Raw genomic sequence first — 16,882 nt, 5'->3', positions numbered from 1 at the left:
CCATTTTACAAGGTCTCAGGCTATGAGTCTTCTTTTATATTCTAAAACTGATGTTGCACTTCAATTGTAAATTCGTCACGCTTCTTGATCCTCATATGCATCAACATTAATCTTTATTCGCCCATTACCAGCATATTCGACTGATGGCCCAATTATTACAGCAACATAATTCAGATCAAATCCTTGAACAGTATAGATTGATCCTATTTCATCAATAGTTGACTCTTTCTGTGCCCAAGTCACCCGATCGTAATTGTATTGATCCCATGGCAAATGAAATTTTCCTTCATTAACATAATGTTTCTTTCCGTCAAGCGTTGACGGATAATCGGCGGTCGCTACTATCCGTGATTTTTGATATTCCTCATTATCACGTCTTAACAGCTGATACATTTTTTCAGCATCATTATAAATTCTAAATTCATAACCATTCTGTGACCCGTCTAAATAGTCTAAACCATTTGAATCAATAGAATCCAGTTTTAAAGCGTTAGTTAAGTCATTGACCCACTTTATTATCGAACGAGGCGCCTGCATACGCATCTGAACACGTAATGTAGCAAGTTTATATTGTAAATTAAATCTTTGAACTAAATTATCAATTACATGTTGTGACCAATAACTTTTTAGCTTTAATACTTGTCTTTCGTCATACACGATTACAACAACCTTGGCTAATTTAATAACTTCCTCTAACTGATTATGTTGTTCAAAATTGTTGTATCTATCGGCTTCACTTAACAATAAATGTGCCTCATCGATCACCACGATATCAGCCATTTTGTGTTCTTTATTCATTCTATTAATAAATGTCGTTGGACGCAAAAACCTATTTTTTCGTAAATCTTTAAAGTCACTAGCATTGTCTTGATATACTTTTAACAATTCGGGATGGTTAACTAAAAAGTAATTATTCGTTCCGTCTTTTTTTGAGGACATTTCAATATTCAAGAATAATTGCGTCAATATGACACTCTTACCGGTTCCGGCGTCTCCATTTAACTGAAAGAGACCTTTAGAATTGCTATTTAAAATATCACGAGAAAATTTCATAATTTCATTAAAAACATCTTGCTGCTCATCAGTGAGATGTTTATTTGGTAAAACTGAATCTAACATACTATCTCCTAACAAAAATAGCACACCCAAAGGTGTGCCAAAAATTAACTATTCGTCACTCTTTAAAACACCACCAACAGCGTAGTGTTCTTTTTCCATTTCGTTCAATACAACATGAACATGTTCTGCAGGTGCACCCGTGTTTTTAACAATAGCATCTGTAACGTCTTTTACCATACCTTTGAGTTGCTCAGGGGTACGTCCGACTATAAGGTCAATATGTACAAGTGGCATATGAATTCTCCTTTTGATTATATTTACATGTTTAAATTATAAACCATTAATTAAGTGATTGAAAACAATAAATAGTTCATTTTAATTACCGTTAGCAGCTTTCTGAATTAAATCATCGGTAGCATCATCTACTGCTCTCAGAACTCCTGTCGGATTCCCAGAGTAAATGGTTCCGTCATCCCCGAGAATAAGTACTTGACTTGCAGGTCCTGTAACATAATACAATGTGTAAATTGCTGAAACTTCGTCAGGATCGTTGGCTTCAGTATCATTTGAATAAGTTACATTATATTTTCTACCTTCATGATTTTTATCAATTGGTTCCCAATTATCCTCCATTCCACCGAAGAACCCTTCATCAATCATAAACTGTTTAAAATCTTCAGCTGAATTTAATCCAAAAGTGGAATTACTATTTTCAGATGTCTTATGCATCTGAGAATCAAATGTAGATACTGCATAACTATTAACATAATCATCATACTTAGGTTGGCTTTGTGAAGCATCATTTGGATAACCATCCTCCATATTCCAACACTTAAAACTACCAGTAACTAATGTCAAAGTATTATCATGATATTTCAACTTAAGAGTCTTACCAGCCAAGGGACTACCAGACTTCTTATACTCAAATCCACCTAAACTCATTAAATTACCATAATAAGCATTCGATTGATTTGTAATATCCAACGTCATTATATGATTACTTGAATCATAAGAATATGTTCCTTCAAACACTGCCATTACTGCAGAATCAGAATCCTTATTTTCATCTTGATATCCATATCTCCAAATAAAGTTGCTACCCTTAAAGGCAATAGCATTCATTGGTGTATCCATACCATTTGAAGTAAACCCATGATTAGAGAATTTGCCATAAGAATTATTGTATTTGCTCATTTCTGACTTATAGTGCTTTCGATAATCAACAGTTTGCTTGTCAGTCTGATACAGTTTTACGTTATTAACTGTACCTAATAAGTAAGTCTTTTTATTCTTTATCTTAATATCATGATCCTCAGCAGCATTCAAAGTATGACCTTCTCTTTGAAAAATACTTATTGGAGCATTACCATTCGATAAATCTTGATCACTGGCAAATCTTTCTTCAGTGACACTAGCAATTTTCATTGTTACATCACCATTCTTAGCAATTGTATATGTGCCCCGTTCAGTGAAACGACCAGAAAGTCCATTTGAACTTATAATATCCTGGACAAAGTTACCGTCTTTTCCAAAGTACATTGAGTACTTATAATTAGGATTCTTTGCGGTACCATCACCTTTATGTGTACCTTTGAAATTATGTCCTTTAATAACTACATCTTTGACTGCAGTTTCCTTATTTGGAGTGCTGCTGCTACTACTATCATTTGAACCATTACCACATCCAGTAACTACTAAAATAGATAGAGCACTGATTGATAATAATAAATATTTTTTATATTTCATAAATCCCCCTAATGATTAGACATATATTCACCATATGCCGAAGTAAGTTCTTTATTATATATATTAAAGTGTCCAGAAAAAATTGACCCATCAGCTTCGATCGATATTGTTCTCGATATATCACTGTCTGAATCTCCTAAAGGCGTTAATGAATAAGAAGCACTATAAATAGATGGTGCCTCAAATTGTTCGCCATCCATTGTCATTCGAACACTTAATGTTTCATCTTCGTATGCACCAGTAATATGAAATCCAGGACTATCTTCTGTGGCATAGTCTCCTTGATCTTTATAATAATCCGTTAACCAATTTGCAAAATCTTCCTTAGTTGGAAAGACATCTTTTACACTAGTAAGTGATTCATCATCATTGTTAGAGTCATTATTATCTTCAGTAGAATTATCTGAAGATTCAATTGCTCTCTTCATCCCAACAGTGTATACATCGGGCTGATTTTCGCTAATCATCTTAGTATATTTTGGAGTACCTTCAACAGTACCATAATCCAACATATCCTCAGAATTGAATCCATTAATTTTCGTTACTAAATGCAAAGTACTATTCTTTGTAAATTTGAATACTATCTTGCTAGGTATATTTTTACTACTAGAATATTTTTGAAATTCCATACCAGACAATTCTTGTATTGTTCCTTGAAAAATACTGGAATTATATTGGGGACACAAAATTAAATTTTTACCACTTAACTCATATGATCCAGTAAGAACAACCAAACGTGCCCCTTGTTGATTATCTGCTGAATACTCATCATCTGGACCACCATATTGCCAAATAAATCTACTACCTTTGAAGGCAATATCATTTGCCAACATTTCAGTTGCCGGACTCATGAATCCTCTATCTGATAATTTAGTATCTTTACCGTAATATTTTTTCTCTATTTTCTCTACATAAGACTTATAACTAGAAATGTTGACACCATCAGTCAAGTTAAGTTTATCTTTACGCAATGAAACATAATCTTTGCCCTTTGACAAATCCATAGTCCCAACACGACTTTTAACAATTGTGTCAGAATTAACAAATACAGGATTCTTTGCTTTTTGCATATCGCTCTTATTAGCAAATACTTCATTAGTTGAATCTAATGTAGTTAACTTGATTTTGTTTTTACCAACGGTCTTATATTTTGCATCGTTGATCATTCTGCCCCATTTGTTATCAGGAATATATTTCCCTGATTCAATTACGACAGCTCTATCTTTACTAATAAAATGTATTTCTACATGTCCACCATCAGCATTCGCAACTCCAGCTTTTCCTGAAAATGTTTTACCAATTATTCCAGAACTACTTTTAGAAATATTTTTATCTGCTGAATTATTATGAACATTATTGTTGCTGCATCCAACTAACATAAATGAAAAGAACAGTATCACTCCAAAAAGCTTAATTATTCGTTTCATATTTTCCCCCTAATAATCCTTTGAATCAGTGTATTGTTTTTGTAATGATGGACCAACTTTTTCAGGATCTTTAACTTCAAGACCTTCTTTTGGCATAAGATCAATACCATCAGAATGACCTTGAATTTCTTCTCCATCATTTATAACAGTAAAATCATAGTTGTTATAAGCTCGATCATTAGCAACGTATCTTGAGCCACGACCTATAAAATGAACTTCAACAGGTGTTGTACTCCAAATATCCTCTGCTCTACCCCATCCAGCTGACAAAGATGAAATTACTTTACCGTATCTAATCAAACCGCCGGAATTAATCTCATAAGTTCCTTTTTCAAGCTTTATTCTCTTGAGATTAGAAGCATCATTAACATCTTTGAAATTATAGATATATTCACCGTTACTCTTCAGAAGCAAAGTATAAGTTGATTCCTGGTAAGTACATGTATAAGGAACATCCAAATATTTTTTCTTTTCTTCTGATTTTTGATCATCAGTTTTTACTTTATCTGATTCATTTTCTTTCTTTGTAGAAGTCTTAGATGGTGCATCATTCTTTTTCGAAACTTTCTTTGTTTTCTCAACATGTTCCGTCGCTTGTTGCTTATTATCTGAATTCTTGCCATGTTCCATTCCCATAACAATCCCTGCAATTAAAACAACAGCTAGAATCGCTACTCCTCCGACAATTCGTAGTATTTTTTTCAATGTTTAATCTCCTATATATTTTTAACAAGAAAAAGACCTCTACAAGGTTGGCCAAAATAAAGCTAACTTGTTGAGGTCCTTATTCATTAACCCTCAGGTTGAATTGGTGCATCATTTGAAATGTAAGTAAACATGTAATCATTATTGAGTGGATTTACATCCAAGGTAATTTCCTGTGTATTACTCTTATTATATGCTTCATCAACCCTATAGCCTGGCATATCTGGTGCCGAAATTGTAATTTTATCTCCACTCTTACCAGTTAATTCTTTCATCGGTAAAAATGCATTATTGATATATCCTGTACGATCATCCTTAATTAGCTTATAAGTGACAGTACCCGTAGTAGGTTGTTCACCTACGGGAATTACATAATCGGTTGTCCAAGTAGTCTTTCCTTGAGCCAAAAGATTACTTGCTGTATCACTGAGACCGTACACATATGGAACAAATCCTATTTGATTACCTTTAGTATCATATGCTAAAAAGTAACCAAACCCTGTTCCTTCATCCCAAATAGAACCTTCGTTGTGTTTTGTTTCGTTCCATTTAGTATAATCCTTTTTACTTTTGAAAACTCTATCTCCGAAATAAGCGTTAGGGCTTTCTGCTAAAGTAGCAACGGATACCATATGCGTTTCCGTTGGGTCAACTGGATCATTTTTTGCTGCAGTTAAAATATCATCACTTGTGTATCCTAAATCTGCTATGGATGCCGTGTTATCCATATTTTTATCATATAGTGATTCTCTACCGCTTCCAGCAAAAACTTGAATAGCTAAAAATTGTCCGTTATTTAATTGAACAACACTCAATCCTGTCAAACTCATATTAGAATCCAACATATTCTTATTATGTTCATCAGAATTTTTCCATTGATTAAAGGCATTTTGAGCAACAGTATCAGCGTCACTACCATTAGTTACCAACAGATTTTCTGCCTTATTCATAGCACTAACTTTTTTAATGTGAGGCTCTTGTATAAAAAATGTTCCATCCGAATTATAATGATCGGCACTATTGATGTCATCAGATTTATTAACAGCATTTGCTTCATCGGTTGCACGGACTTCTGCACCTAATGATAAATTCTCATCAGTTGTTAATTCATCTTGGGAATTCGAAACGCGATAATTATTTACCAATTTAAGTAGTTTACCTGCAATTTCATCAGTTGATAGAACTGGATTCTTAGTATAATGCACAGTAATTTCATTTTGACCGGCTTTTACCTTTAAATGAGTTTCCTTATCTACATCTTTTACATAATATCCAGTTATTTTGCTATATGGAACTTGTCTCTCATCATCTGTATACCACGAATCACTAACATCATCAGCTATTTTATTACCATCTTCGTCAACGTAGTGAACTGTAATTGGTTGTTTTGTTGAAACGTAATATAGATCATAATTATTATTTGCTGCATCTGGACTAGCCACAAAATTGTCTAAGACATCTTTATCATTACGTTCCGTGTACAATTCATATCCAGGAATATCTAATACATATTTAGACAAATTATTGAATGTTTCGTCAGTCGACCCAGATTTAGGAGCTAAAAGTTCATAATATTGATCTTCACTTTCCCCACCAGCGTAATTTCCATTTAAACCTAGATATGAGATTTTATATTGATATTTTCCTTGTTGACTAGGTTCTTCATCTTTAGTATATTCAAATGTTAAAATTTCATTTCCACTTACAGAATCGATTGTTTTAGTAGAATCACCTTTAATTGTATAACCATCAATTGTCTTAGAATTAGCAGTGTATGACTTACCATTGTCTACTGTTTCAGTAGAGGAATCAGCAATTTCTTTGCCATCTTCATCAACATACTTGGTCGTGATGTTAAATTTTTGTACTGGTTTAGCATCCTTTGTATATGTGAATGTTAGTGTGGCGTCACCACTTACGGAATCAATTGTTTGTGTAGTGTCACCTTTTAGCGTGTAACCGTCAATGGATTTAGCATTAGCAGTGTATGAATTGCCATTATCTATTGTTTCAGTAGAAGGATCATCAATGTTTTCACCAGTATCAGCGTCTACATATTTAGTTGTGATAATTGACTTTTGTACAGGTTCAGCATCCTTTGTATATGTAAATGTAATAGTACTACCGTCAGCATTTACGACTACATCTTTTGAATCTTTATCGGCTGTAAAACCATCTACCTTTACAGCATTTTCAGTAACTGTAGAGCCAACCTTTTGGTCAGTCAAAGTCTTAGAATTAGCTAAGTCATTACCATCAGTATCGACATATTTAACAATTACATTGGCGGTTTTATCTGCATCTGGGTCTGTTGGTGTTGTAGTATCTTTCTTAAATCTAAATGTAACTGTATTTTCACCTTTAACAACAGTAACAGTCTTAGAGTTGTCATCATCCAGTGTATAACCTTCATTTTGAGGCGCTACAGCGATGTAACTGTCCCCAACATTTCTAGTAACAGTTGTATCAGTTCCAATTGAATCACCATTTTCATCAACTGATTTGATAGTAACGTCACCTGTCTCGACAGGAACCGTATCTTTAGTATATGTAAATGTGATTGTAGTATCTTCTTTTGTGACAGTGATTGTCTTAGTAAAATCACCTTGCACAGTATATCCATCTACACTTCTTGCAGTAGCTAAGAAACTAGAACCAACTTTTTGACTAGTAGTGTCGGCAGGAGCTACATCATCACCGTTTTGATCTACATACTTAACTGTGATTTTGCCTTCGTCAGTTGTTGGTGTAGTGTCAGTCTTCTTATATGTGAATGTGATAGTATTTCCATCTTTAGAAACGGTGACTTTTTGAGAATCTTCATCTGTAAGTGTATAACCATCAACATCAATAGCTTTTTCAGTTACGTCTGTACCAACTTCTTGATTCTTTAATACTTTAGAAGTAGCAATTTCTTCACCAGATTCATTTACATATTTCACGGTAACATTAGCCGTCTTTGTATCGGGTGTCGTAGTTGAACCACCACTACTATGACTTCCTGAACCACTATTCGAACCACTGTTGTTTGTATTTGTATCTGGTGTAATAGTTGTAGTGGTTTCTTCATCAGGCGCATTCTTAATATACTTCTTATCTGAACGTGAATTTTCTGATGTTATTTTTGCATCAGATTCTTTGACCCATTCATTAGTAGCGACACGATAGTAGGTTTCACCATCAACAGTTACCTTACCATTTGTCTTCCAATCTGAGCTACCTTGAAGTGCACGATTTTGCACTAACTTAGCACCATCTAACGGATTGGTATAAAGTCTTGCATATTGAACATTACCGACATGCACAGTACCACTTAATTTTTGTGATGATGTTTCATCGGCTAAATCCATTTCATTAACATCAGCGTATTCATTTCCACCAACAAGGACGTATGTCTTACCATCAACACCTTTAACAGCTTTAGCTGTTTTCCAGTCAGTACCGTTTTGTAGACCTCTGTTTGCTTTATGAATACTGTCTTTAGTTACACTATTCCATAATTGAACATATCCACCATTACTGGCATTAGCTCTTGCCACATTATTTACAGCTGATGCATCAATCGTTTTTGCACCAAACATTGTTGCACTAAACAATGTAACGAATGTTAATCCAACAGTGATCCATCCTTTTTTACCATGAACCAGTTTTACACGATATATTTTTTCCTCAAGTGCTTTATTTAAACGCTTCTTTTTAAAATTCATCTCTTCTTCTAACCCCTTTATGTTTGTAAATTATTTTTGAACAATTTAATTTCATTCTCGAAAAATGTACAATCCCCCTATATTTTTTTAATTGTATGTGACTAAAACGATCGTCACTGACAGAACAAAAAAAGAGTCGATATCAATGATAAAAACTCAATGATATCAACTCTTAGGTTAGATTTATTTTTTTATTTAAATACTGCCTCAAACGATCGAATAAGGCAGTGAATACAATTATTTCGATATAATAAGTATAAATCACCTTAATCAATAAATGAAGTACCTTTTAAAAAAGTTCTAGACAAATTTCTGCTTTTAGCAATTCTATATACTGTCCTTTCTGATACATCACACTTTGAAGCTACTTCTTTTACAGTTAAATCGGGATTTCTATAATATTTAACGACTTTATTTTGTATTTTTTGATCCAATGATGGTCGACCTAAAACTTTTCCATCAAGCTTAGCTTGACGAAGAGCTTCTTTTGTACGCGTTCTTAACGTATTAACTTCAAATTCAGAGAACATAGCCAACAGCTGCATCATCAGTATCCCAGTCGCTGAATTAGTATCGATATTTTCTGTTACTGATTTGAATGAAATATTATTAGATTTTAAGTCTTCCAAGATATTTAGTAATGAGGACATTTTACGTGATACCCTATCCAATTTAACAACTGTAAAAGTAACCGAATATCCCTTCTTAGACATAGACTTGGCATACCGAACTGCCTTAAGAAATTCAGGCCGATCATCCTTTCTTCCACTCATTTTTTCACTGTACAACTTAGTAATGTGATTTTCTTTAAGTATTCTTTTCTGTGCCTCATAACCTAACTTTTGTCTGTCCTCAACGGTTGATACTCTTACGTATCCTATTACAATCCTATCCTTAATATTATTAATTTCGTTCATAAAAAAATAACACTCCTTCTTTAATATCTATTCATTATATTGTTAATGAATGAATATTAATAAGAGTGTTATTCCATGTTATATACTAATTAAGCAAATACTCGCTTAACACCAACAATAGTTCCACGTGATGAGTAGATTGAATGTACTTGAACCGCATATGGCCATGATTCAATCATTGTGTTCGGATCAAGTAAGATACCAACGTGCCATACAACACCTGTTGATGGATCAGCAAAGAAAATCAAATCTCCACGTTGACGATTAGCATAACTTACTTGAGGAATACGTCCATCTGCCCAGTAGTCACGGCTATTCCATTCATGACCTGGTTGAGCATGTTGAATATTTGAAATTGGAGCTGAATCAATACCTGAAGCATAAAGTGCTTGTGTAACTAAACCTGAACAGTCAACACCATAACCAGGCATTGATCCTGCACCTGAAATCCAAGGTTGACCCATATACTTATAGGCTTGGTTAATCATAGCTTCAATATGATCTGAACGAGTACTTGTAGCGTTTGTTTGTAATGGAGCAACATATGAATCAATATCATACCATGATTGTTCTGAGAATCCCATAGCTTTCCAAGTTGCTAAATCAACAATTCCTGTTACAGGTAAACCAACTTTTTGTTGAACTCCTCTAACAGAGTTAGAAACATTACCATCATAAATTGTATGTGCATTTGAATATCCAAAATATCTTCTTACAAGCCAAGTCTTAATACCTTCAACACCGTTATAAAGTGAATAACCCGGTGTTCCGGATTGTTTGATTTGTGTATCATGAATTTGCAACCAACCACTTGGGTTTTGATATGCGGGAGCCGTTGTAGCATCATTGCTATTAACCCAAACATTATTTGCAATTTGATAGTAAGTTACACCATTTAGTTCATCCTTACGGTTATACTTCCACAACGAGTCAGCGGATAAATTATTTGCACCTGTACTAGAATAATCAGCTAATCCACGAGTATATTGCTTTGCACCATTGTTAGTAACACGAATTGAACCCTTTTCACCTTGTCCAAATTTCAAACTAACATCATTTGAATTAGCGTATTCATTCGTACTAACACGATCATATTTTTGAACGCCGAGTGATAATTGCTTATCAGTATACCAATCAGTATTTGCCATAAGTGCACGATTTCTAATTGCATTACCATTTTTATCAACTAAGTAAGTAACTTTGTTAGTTGTCACAGTACCATTCTTAATTGGTGTAACACTTGATTGTGTATTTTGAGCAGATGCATCAGTTGCTTGAGTATTCGCATTTGTAGTCGTTGCACTATCAGTTTTTGCATTTGCAGCGGGCTCGGCATCAGTTGTTGCTTGCAATACAGCTTCTGTATCATTGTTTGAATTTGTTGTAGCAACAGTTTCAACTTGTTGATCTGTTGCTGTATCAGCTTTGACTGTTTGTTGAGTTGCTAAAAGTGTTGTTAAAGCAAAACCACAAATCATTACTAATTTTGTTTTGTTACTCATATTAATTCCCCTAATTTATAAATTTGAAACGTATATATATCTTTAGCCTAATAACTAATGGCGCGGCGATTCTGTGTATTCCAGTTATTAATAAATTGATTAATTTCCATTCGAGTAGTTTGGTTAGTCCAGCAGTCATTGTAATATACATAATTTGGATCATAACCTGTAACAGTTAGAGCGTGGTATGGAAATCCGTGCAATGTATTCCAAGTTACAACTGGGTGTCCAATATTAATTTGATATTTTACAGCATCAAAATTTTGACCACTCAGGTTCTTAGCTGTTCCAGTATACTTTTCTACTAAGTTCATTAATGCAGGTGGGAAAATTGTTACCCCAGTGCTATCCCAAGGTTGACCAATATATCCATAATTAGGATCACCACTTCTTGGCATTTCATATGCCATCTGCATCTTACTTACATTGGCACCGGCATATTGCAACATCATTGTCACAGCAGTAATTTCACAACCATTAGGCAATTCTGGAAGTTGAGAAATCAATGGAACACCTGATATCCAGTCTGCATCTTTATACTGACCATTAGTGACTACTACATAGTCTTGAGGTACCCATGTATTATTACCAATTTGGTACCATTCTTTACCACCATAGTTAGCGTGATCACTTATCTTCCAACTACTACCTGTTGGCAAATCGTTGCCTGTATAAACCGCTTTACCACCATAACCACTAAAATCATGAATACTGGATCCAACCTTATATACAACTGTCGCATTTCCAGAATAAGCTTGAACATAAGGCTTATAAGTTCCGTTACTTCCACTAGCATATTCATTAGTAGCAACACGATAATAATTAGATCCATCAGTCATAACTTGTCTAGCATTTGTATACCAATCAGTATTAGCTATCAATGCTCTATTTCTTATAGGCGTTCCATCCGATTGATACAACAAAGTAATTTGATTATTAGTCGTATATACACCATCTAATTTTTCAACATTTTGAACTTGATGTGCATTACTTTGATCAACCTGTTGAGTATTCTGAGTTAATTGAGAATCATTATTATCATTAGTAACTTGAGACTGATTATTATTACTATCAGTAGTTTGAGGTTGATCGTTATTATTTTCAGAATTCTCAGAATCTACGTTGGATACCCCTTCACTACTTTTAGTGTCATAATCCATCGCCACTGAAGAATTAGTCGATTGCTCAACAGCTTGTGTAGTATCAGTCGTATCGGCTTTTACAACATTAACCGAAAGTAAGCAACTTGATGCAAATAATGTCGCAAAGAGTAACTTTTTATTAAAATTCATTTTATCCCCCTGAAAGTTCAAAATGTAGTCAAAATATTATATCAATTTGACCTTTTGATACATTTCTCCCCAATTTGTTAATAATAAGACTGCCAACAACGAACGATATTGACATATAAAAAAAGTGCTGACATAACCGATTAAAAACCAGTTATATCAACACTTTTTGTTGGGTATTTCAGAAAGAAAGCTTGCTGTCATATACGTTCGTATATGGCACTACATACCATTAATTTTATGTAATAAGTATAAGGCAAGGTAATATAAAAATGAAGTATCATTTTTAAAAAGCCCAAATAATTTCATTGGATTTTATGAGTTTAATTGCAAAGTTTCTATTTTGCCAAGTATAAAATCGAATAAAAAAAGAGATATCCGTTAAAACGAACATCTCTTCAAGAATTTAATTATTTTTTACTATCATTATTCAATTTGATAATCTCAAGAATTACATCAACGGCTTTTTCCATTGATTCTTCTGCTACATATTCATAGCGGCCGTGCATATTCTCTCCACCGGCAAATAAATTAGGTGTTGGTAGACCCATAAATGAAATAGTTGAACCATCTGTACCACCACGAACTGGTTCTTCATCAGGCTCAATACCCAAGTTCTTCAATGCCTCTTCAGCAATCTTAACTACATCCATGTGATCCTTGATAACATCAATCATATTGTAATATTCATCATGCATATCAAGTCTTACTGTACCTTCACCATACTTATCGTTAAGTTCTTTAGCAATCTCTGTTGCCTTATTCTTACGTGCTTCCAACCCATCACGGTCGAAATCACGAATGATGTAATCCATGTAGGCATTATCAACTGTACCCTTCAATTCTAGTAGATGGAAGAAGCCTTGACGACCATCTGTCTTTTCAGGTACTTCATCGTCTGGTAATGCTGTCTGGAATTCAGTTGCAATATTAACAGCATTGATCATAATATCCTTAGCTGAACCAGGATGTACATCTTTACCAGTGATATATACCTTTAAACTTGCTGCACTAAATGTTTCGTATTCAAGTTGTCCAACAGGACCACCATCAACTGTATAAGCAAAATCAGCACCGAAATCATCAACATCAAACTTAAGTGAACCAGTACCGATTTCTTCATCAGGTCCTAATCCAATCTTAACCTTGCCATGCTTAACTTCTGGATGATTAATTAAATATTCCATTGCAGTAATGATCTCTGCCACTCCAGATTTATCGTCTGAACCTAACAATGTATCACCACTAGTTGTAATAAGAGTTTGACCAGAATAATTCTTTAGTGATGGGAATACTGCAGGATCGAGCGTATACTTGCCGTCGGCGTCAAGCTTAATTACACTCTTACCATCGTAATTCTCAACAATCTTTGGTTGAATGTTTTCAGAATTAAAATCAGCAGTATCAACATGAGAAATTAAACCAAGAACTGGGACATCATAATCCAAGTTTGATGGAAGTTCAGCGGTTAAGTATGAGTTAACTGGATTGATTTTTACATCACTCAAACCGATTTCCTTAAGCTCATCAGCAAGATTATTTAAAAAGACTGTTTGTCTTTCAGTTGAAGGAATCGTGTCTGAATTCTCATCAGAACGAGTATTCTCTTTTACATAACCCAAGAAACGTGGTACTAATTTTTCGTATTTAATTGCCATTTCCACACACTCCCTAAATAAAATTATATGGTTCTGTATCTACTTCTGATTGTACTATATCTACGTCCCAATGATTACCCTTTTTCCAATCATTAAGAAGATTGGCCATTTTTTCAATAAAAATTGATTCAATATGGTGTCCAGGATCAACAACGTTTAATCCTGCTGACATCATATCGTGGGCAGTATGATAGTAGACATCACCAGTAATAAATGTATCAGCACCAGCTTTTAATACTTCGGGATAGAATTTTCCAGCATCTCCTCCAATCAAAGCAACCTTTTTTACAGGTTGTCCTAATTCAGATTTAACATATCTAAGATTTGGCAAGTTATAAGCATCACGAACCTTTTTTGCGAACTCTAACAAATCCATTGATTCAGGTAACTCACCAACTCGACCGATAGAATAATCATCATCTGGATCCAAATAATGAACATTTTCAAGTTCAAGCTTTTCCATTAACCAATCATTCATACCACCATGTGCTTTATCCATATTAGTATGCGATGCATTGACAGCAATATTATGTGATAACAAATCAGCGTACATCTTGTTTTGAGCTGAATTCAAATCTAGATTTTTAGCAGGTCTAAACATGATGGGATGATGTGCCAAAATCAAATCAATATTCTTGTCGATAGCTTCTTGAACAACTTTAGGCCTTACATCCAAAGTGGTCATTATACGATGAACCTCTTGATTACGATCACCAATTTGAAATCCGGTAGGATCTCCATCCATTTTGATTGCTAAAGGTGCATACTCTTCTACTTGATTGATAACGTCTTGAACTTTAACCATTTATAAGATCTCCTCAACATACTTTATATATTGCTGCATCTTACTTATCTTATCTTCATCAATTTGCTTTGCATTATGCATATTAGCAACTGCTTTTTTATAACCATTAAGCTTACGTTGCCATTTTTTGACAAATGCATCCGATTTTTTTGACATCAATACTGGTCCCATCAAAAATTGAGCCTCAGTTAATTCTTTCACAGAATCATTCTTTATTGCCTTAACAATTTCATAATCATGGTTATCCTCAGACAAAATATCTTCGTCTATAATTTCAAAACCATGTTCTATCAGCCAATGACGTACCAAAGGCTCTCCAATGTTAGGTTGCAGTATTAATGTTTTAACGTTTGATAATTGTGCTTCAGTGGCTCTAGATAAAATATCACATATCAAAATACCGCCCATCCCTGCAATAGTAACCGTATCAATATTATCCTCTTTATTGATCACGGCTAATCCATTACCTAAACGAACATCGATTTTGTCACTTAATCCAAATTTTTCAACGTCAGCCTTTGAGCGAGACATGGGGCCCTCTGCTACTTCTCCCGCGATTGCATACGGAATAACTCCCGTTTCAATTAGTTCAACAGGTAAGTAAGCGTGATCTGATCCAATATCCGCCACTCTAGTTCCAGCGTCTACCATTTGATAAACGGCTTGTAATCTCTTTGATAGTAAAGTCACATTAACCTCTATTCTGCAGTCTTTCTGTCTAAGTCTGTCATATATTCACGTGTCATAGGCAATGAAGAACCACTAGGACCGTTTGTAAGTAAGTATTGAATTACATCGATATTACCACTTTCAAATGAAGCAGCACAAGCTTGTAGATAAATGTCCCACATACGTACAAATCTTTCACCATACATATCTTCAACCTTATCTTCAACTTTCAAGAAGTTACGGTGCCAAATTTCAACTGTCTTTTGGTAGTGACGTCTCAATGGTTCGATATCATCAATTTGGAGTTTAGAATCCATAATATGACCAATATTTTCCTTGATATCAGGAATATAGCCACCTGGGAAAATATACTTAACCAACCAAGGATCGACTCCTAGTCCTTCATGTTGTCCAGTAATACCATGAATAAGAGCGGTACCGTTTGGCTTAAGAAGATTCTTGATTTGCTTGAAGTAATTTTCAAGATGAGTTTCACCAACATGTTCGAACATACCTACGGATACAACGTGATCAAACTTTTCATCAATTTCACGATAATCTTCAAGAATAACTTCCATTTGATCTGTCAAATTTTCTTCTTTGATTTTATTATTAACATAATCATATTGTTCTTGACTTAATGTTACACCTTTAGCTTTCATACCGTATTCTTTAGCAGCGGTGAACATCATAGTACCCCAACCACAACCAACATCGATAATTGTTTCACCTGGTTTAGTATTGAGTTTGTTCAAAATATGATGAACTTTATTCATTTGAGCTTGTTCAAGTGTGTCCTCTGGCGTACGGAAGTAAGCACATGAGTATGTCATGGTTTTATCAAGCCATAACTTATAAAAATCATTACCAATATCATAATGTTCTTGAATTTCTTTTTTATTACTTTCTTCACTATGACTGAACTTAGGTATAAATTTCTTTAATTTAACATTTGACATAAAACTTTCTGACTGAGTATAGGCATTCATAATAAGTTTTTGAATTGATCCTTCAATTTCAATATCCTTATCCATATATGCTTCACCCAAAGTAAGAGTAGCATGTTTAACAACTTCGGAAATTGGAACTTTTGTATTAAACTTTATCGTTATGTCAGACTTTCCTTCTGGACCGTAGTTTTTTTCTTTGCCATCCCAGTAAACAACCTTAATTGGAATAGTAAAGGAATGGGAAAATATTTCATCATAAATCTTTTTATCTAACATAAATTTGGACCCTCCATAAAAAATAGCTATAATACTATGTTAACGCAATTCGTGTAAAAACATAACAGTTTAATTTGACATTTTCTGAAAAATAAAATAAAAACCACCCGTAAAACGGGTGGTTTTCTCTGAGGCTATAAGCCTCCATCACTAGCCAGCGCCTCAAGACGCT

At 34.2% G+C, this 16,882-nt stretch carries 13 protein-coding genes; all 13 read right to left on the bottom strand.

Translation table 11 applies throughout. The features are described 5' to 3' along the window. Positions 1-75: 75 nt before the first annotated feature. The 13 genes from EKM79_RS11375 to EKM79_RS11315 all read right to left on the bottom strand — a co-directional run bounded on the left by EKM79_RS11375 (position 76) and on the right by EKM79_RS11315 (position 16,710). A complete protein-coding gene (locus EKM79_RS11375) occupies positions 76-1,119 on the bottom strand; it encodes a DUF2075 domain-containing protein (RefSeq protein ID WP_125568901.1) in 1,044 nt (347 codons plus the stop codon). Positions 1,120-1,167: 48 nt separating this feature from the next. Further along, on the bottom strand, positions 1,168-1,359 hold the full coding sequence (locus EKM79_RS11370) for a 2-hydroxymuconate tautomerase (protein ID WP_281273230.1): 192 nt from the start codon (positions 1,357-1,359) through the stop codon (positions 1,168-1,170). 75 nt (positions 1,360-1,434) lie between these two features. After that, a complete protein-coding gene (locus EKM79_RS11365) occupies positions 1,435-2,805 on the bottom strand; it encodes a hypothetical protein (RefSeq protein WP_125568898.1) in 1,371 nt (456 codons plus the stop codon). 8 nt (positions 2,806-2,813) lie between these two features. Beyond that, positions 2,814-4,232 carry a hypothetical protein gene (locus EKM79_RS11360; RefSeq protein ID WP_125568896.1) on the bottom strand — a complete coding sequence of 473 codons (1,419 nt, stop codon included), beginning with the start codon at positions 4,230-4,232 and terminating at the stop codon, positions 2,814-2,816. A 9-nt stretch (positions 4,233-4,241) separates the two neighbouring features. Continuing rightward, positions 4,242-4,937, bottom strand: coding sequence for a hypothetical protein (locus tag EKM79_RS11355; RefSeq protein ID WP_125568894.1), 696 nt, complete (start codon positions 4,935-4,937; stop codon positions 4,242-4,244). 86 nt (positions 4,938-5,023) lie between these two features. Beyond that, the gene (locus EKM79_RS11350) at positions 5,024-8,644 is read right to left on the bottom strand and encodes a MucBP domain-containing protein (RefSeq protein ID WP_125568892.1); all 3,621 of its coding nucleotides are present in this window, start codon (positions 8,642-8,644) and stop codon (positions 5,024-5,026) included. 266 nt (positions 8,645-8,910) lie between these two features. Beyond that, positions 8,911-9,561, bottom strand: coding sequence for a recombinase family protein (locus tag EKM79_RS11345; RefSeq protein ID WP_125568890.1), 651 nt, complete (start codon positions 9,559-9,561; stop codon positions 8,911-8,913). 89 nt (positions 9,562-9,650) lie between these two features. Then, the gene (locus tag EKM79_RS11340) at positions 9,651-11,063 is read right to left on the bottom strand and encodes an NlpC/P60 family protein (RefSeq protein ID WP_125568888.1); all 1,413 of its coding nucleotides are present in this window, start codon (positions 11,061-11,063) and stop codon (positions 9,651-9,653) included. Positions 11,064-11,110: 47 nt separating this feature from the next. Beyond that, positions 11,111-12,355 carry a C39 family peptidase gene (locus tag EKM79_RS11335; RefSeq protein WP_125568886.1) on the bottom strand — a complete coding sequence of 415 codons (1,245 nt, stop codon included), beginning with the start codon at positions 12,353-12,355 and terminating at the stop codon, positions 11,111-11,113. Positions 12,356-12,762: 407 nt separating this feature from the next. After that, positions 12,763-14,010, bottom strand: coding sequence for a peptidase T (pepT, locus tag EKM79_RS11330; RefSeq protein ID WP_125568884.1), 1,248 nt, complete (start codon positions 14,008-14,010; stop codon positions 12,763-12,765). 13 nt (positions 14,011-14,023) lie between these two features. Then, the gene (locus tag EKM79_RS11325; protein ID WP_125568882.1) at positions 14,024-14,815 is read right to left on the bottom strand and encodes a Nif3-like dinuclear metal center hexameric protein; all 792 of its coding nucleotides are present in this window, start codon (positions 14,813-14,815) and stop codon (positions 14,024-14,026) included. After that, complete coding sequence (locus EKM79_RS11320) at positions 14,816-15,505, bottom strand: tRNA (adenine(22)-N(1))-methyltransferase (RefSeq protein ID WP_125568880.1); 690 nt, start codon at positions 15,503-15,505, stop codon at positions 14,816-14,818. A gap of 8 nt (positions 15,506-15,513) precedes the next feature. Then, positions 15,514-16,710: an SAM-dependent methyltransferase gene (locus tag EKM79_RS11315; RefSeq protein WP_125568878.1), complete on the bottom strand. Its 1,197-nt coding sequence runs from the start codon at positions 16,708-16,710 to the stop codon at positions 15,514-15,516. Positions 16,711-16,882: the final 172 nt, after the last annotated feature.

Source organism: Companilactobacillus insicii, from assembly GCF_003946015.1.
Classification (GTDB): domain Bacteria; phylum Bacillota; class Bacilli; order Lactobacillales; family Lactobacillaceae; genus Companilactobacillus; species Companilactobacillus insicii.
This window is presented reverse-complemented; position numbering and strand designations above follow the sequence as displayed.

Excerpts from the sequence above, each read along its gene's own strand:
- EKM79_RS11375 (WP_125568901.1), bottom strand. The coding sequence starts at position 1,119 with ATGTTAGATTCAGTTTTACCAAATAAACATCTCACTGATGAGCAGCAA.
- EKM79_RS11365 (WP_125568898.1), bottom strand. The coding sequence starts at position 2,805 with ATGAAATATAAAAAATATTTATTATTATCAATCAGTGCTCTATCTATT.
- EKM79_RS11360 (WP_125568896.1), bottom strand. The coding sequence starts at position 4,232 with ATGAAACGAATAATTAAGCTTTTTGGAGTGATACTGTTCTTTTCATTT.
- EKM79_RS11350 (WP_125568892.1), bottom strand. The coding sequence starts at position 8,644 with ATGAATTTTAAAAAGAAGCGTTTAAATAAAGCACTTGAGGAAAAAATA.
- EKM79_RS11345 (WP_125568890.1), bottom strand. The coding sequence starts at position 9,561 with ATGAACGAAATTAATAATATTAAGGATAGGATTGTAATAGGATACGTA.
- EKM79_RS11340 (WP_125568888.1), bottom strand. The coding sequence starts at position 11,063 with ATGAGTAACAAAACAAAATTAGTAATGATTTGTGGTTTTGCTTTAACA.
- EKM79_RS11335 (WP_125568886.1), bottom strand. The coding sequence starts at position 12,355 with ATGAATTTTAATAAAAAGTTACTCTTTGCGACATTATTTGCATCAAGT.
- pepT (WP_125568884.1), bottom strand. The coding sequence starts at position 14,010 with ATGGCAATTAAATACGAAAAATTAGTACCACGTTTCTTGGGTTATGTA.
- EKM79_RS11325 (WP_125568882.1), bottom strand. The coding sequence starts at position 14,815 with ATGGTTAAAGTTCAAGACGTTATCAATCAAGTAGAAGAGTATGCACCT.
- EKM79_RS11315 (WP_125568878.1), bottom strand. The coding sequence starts at position 16,710 with ATGTTAGATAAAAAGATTTATGATGAAATATTTTCCCATTCCTTTACT.